Origin of the sequence: Roseicyclus sp. (assembly GCF_052168335.1) — a bacterium.
Classification (GTDB): Bacteria; Pseudomonadota; Alphaproteobacteria; order Rhodobacterales; family Rhodobacteraceae; genus Roseibacterium.
Genome location: NZ_JBQLZP010000442.1, coordinates 1 through 1999, shown reverse-complemented (window position 1 = coordinate 1999; position 1999 = coordinate 1). Strand labels below are relative to the sequence as shown.

Here is a 1999-nt window from a genome sequence, read left to right as displayed (position 1 = left end):
TGCGTGACCAGCGCTTCGGAGAGCTCCGCCAGCCGCCCCTCGGCCAGCATGGCGAGCCAGCCGTCCACCGTCTCGTGGCCCGCAAGCGCGCGGAGCCCGTTCAGCCGCGCCGTCAGCGCGGGCGCATCCGCCGCGAGGCCCGCGTATTCCGCGGCGAGGAAGCGGGCCCGCTCGGCCACCGGCGCCTCCACCACGATCCGCGGGCTCGCGCGCATCGCGACCCAGAGCGCGGGGGGCAGCCGGAGCGTCCCGATCCGCGCGCTCTCGGCCTCGACCAGCACCGGCCGCTCCGGGTCGAGCGCATCCAGCGCCTGCACCAGCGCCGTCTCGAACCCCTTCTGCGCGGGCTGCGGACCCTCGACGTCGCCGAGGATCGAGCCCCGGTGCCGCGCCAGCCCCTCGAGGTCGATGACCTGCCCGCCCGCCCTGGCGACCTCGGCCAGCAGCAGCGTCTTCGCCGTGCCCGTGTAGCCGTCGAGCCGGATCACGCGGAAGCCGAGGTCCCGCTCGTAGAGCCGCGCGACGACGAGGCGCCGCCAGGTCCGGTAGCCGCCGCCGAGTGTCTCGACCCGCCAGCCGATCTCGCGCAGGATCGACGCGAAGGAGCCCGAGCGCTGCCCGCCGCGCCAGCAATAGACCAGCGGCCGCCAACCGCCGTCCATGCCCATCAGCCGCTCCTCGATATGGCGCGCGGCGTTCCGCGCGACGAGCGCGGCACCGATCTTGCGCGCGCGGAACGGGCTGTCCTGCACGTAGATCGTGCCGACCTCGGCGCGCTCGGCGTCCGAGAGGACGGGCATGGAGACCGCGCCCGGCAGGTGGTCCTCGGCGTATTCCGACGGCGAGCGCACGTCGATGATCGCGTCGAAGCCCGCCTTGCCGAGGTCGGCCGTGTCGGTCAGGACGAAGGGCAATTCGGGCCTCAGACCTCCTCGCCGTGCATCCGGCGGAAGCGCTGGATGAGGCTCGAGGTGTCCCAGCGCCCGCCGCCCATCTGCTGCACCTCGGCGTAGAACTGGTCCACCAGCGCGGTGACCGGCAGCGACAGCCCCATCTCCTTGCCCTGCTCGAGCGCGATGCCGAGGTCCTTGCGCATCCAGTTGACCGCGAAACCATGGTCGAAATGGTTGTCCATCATCGTGTCGGCCCGGTTGGCAAGCTGCCAGGACCCGCCCGCGCCCTGGGAGACGAGCTTCGCCACCTTCTTCGCGTCGAGGCCCGCGGACTTCGCGAACCAGAGCCCCTCCGAGATCGCCTGGATCGCGCCCACGATGCAGATCTGGTTGACCATCTTGGTGATCTGGCCCGCGCCGACCTCGCCGAAGCGCTCGGTCACCTTGGAATAGGCGGCGATCACCGGCTCGGCGGCCGCGAAGTCGCTCTCCTTGCCCCCGCACATGATGGCGAGTTGCCCGTTCTGCGCCCCTGCCTGACCGCCGGACACGGGTGCGTCGACCCAGCCCACGCCCCGCTCGGCGGCCTTCTCCGCCAGTTCGCGCGTGACGATGGCGGAGACCGTCGTGTGATCGACGAAGACCGCGCCCTTGTCCATTCCGGCAAGCGCGCCGTCCGCGCCCAGCACCACCGAGCGGAGGTCGTCGTCGTTGCCGACGCAGGCCATGACGAACTCCGCGCCCGCCGCCGCCTCGCGCGGCGTCGCGGCGTGGTCGCCGCCATGCTCCTTCGCCCAGGCCTCGGCCTTGGCGGCGGTGCGGTTGTAGACCGTCACCTCGTGGCCCGCCGCCTTCAGGTGGCCCGCCATCGGGTAGCCCATGACCCCGAGCCCCAGGAATGCCAGTTTCGCCATCTCGTCCCTCCGTTCCAGACCGGAGGCAGAAGGTAACAGCGCGCCCGCCGGTGTCCACACGCGAAACGGATGGTGCCTGCGTGCGCGCGCGAAACGGCCTTGCCCGCAGCGGCCGCCTTCATGCTAGCCTCCGCGCGATGTCGGCCGCCGAGGGACCCCGCGACATGACCCACGACTTCGATCTCGGGCGCT

The 1999-nt window shown here is 72.0% G+C and carries 1 protein-coding gene and 1 pseudogene; both read right to left on the bottom strand.

Annotated features, from left to right (window positions below):
* On the bottom strand, nucleotides 1-914 hold a 914-nt coding region (mnmH, locus tag ACTS11_RS13515), incomplete at its 3' end, for a tRNA 2-selenouridine(34) synthase MnmH (protein WP_442640829.1).
* An 8-nt stretch (nucleotides 915-922) separates the two neighbouring features.
* Nucleotides 923-1879 (bottom strand): annotated as a pseudogene (locus ACTS11_RS13510) (NAD(P)-dependent oxidoreductase); the annotation flags it as partial.
* Nucleotides 1880-1999: the final 120 nt, after the last annotated feature.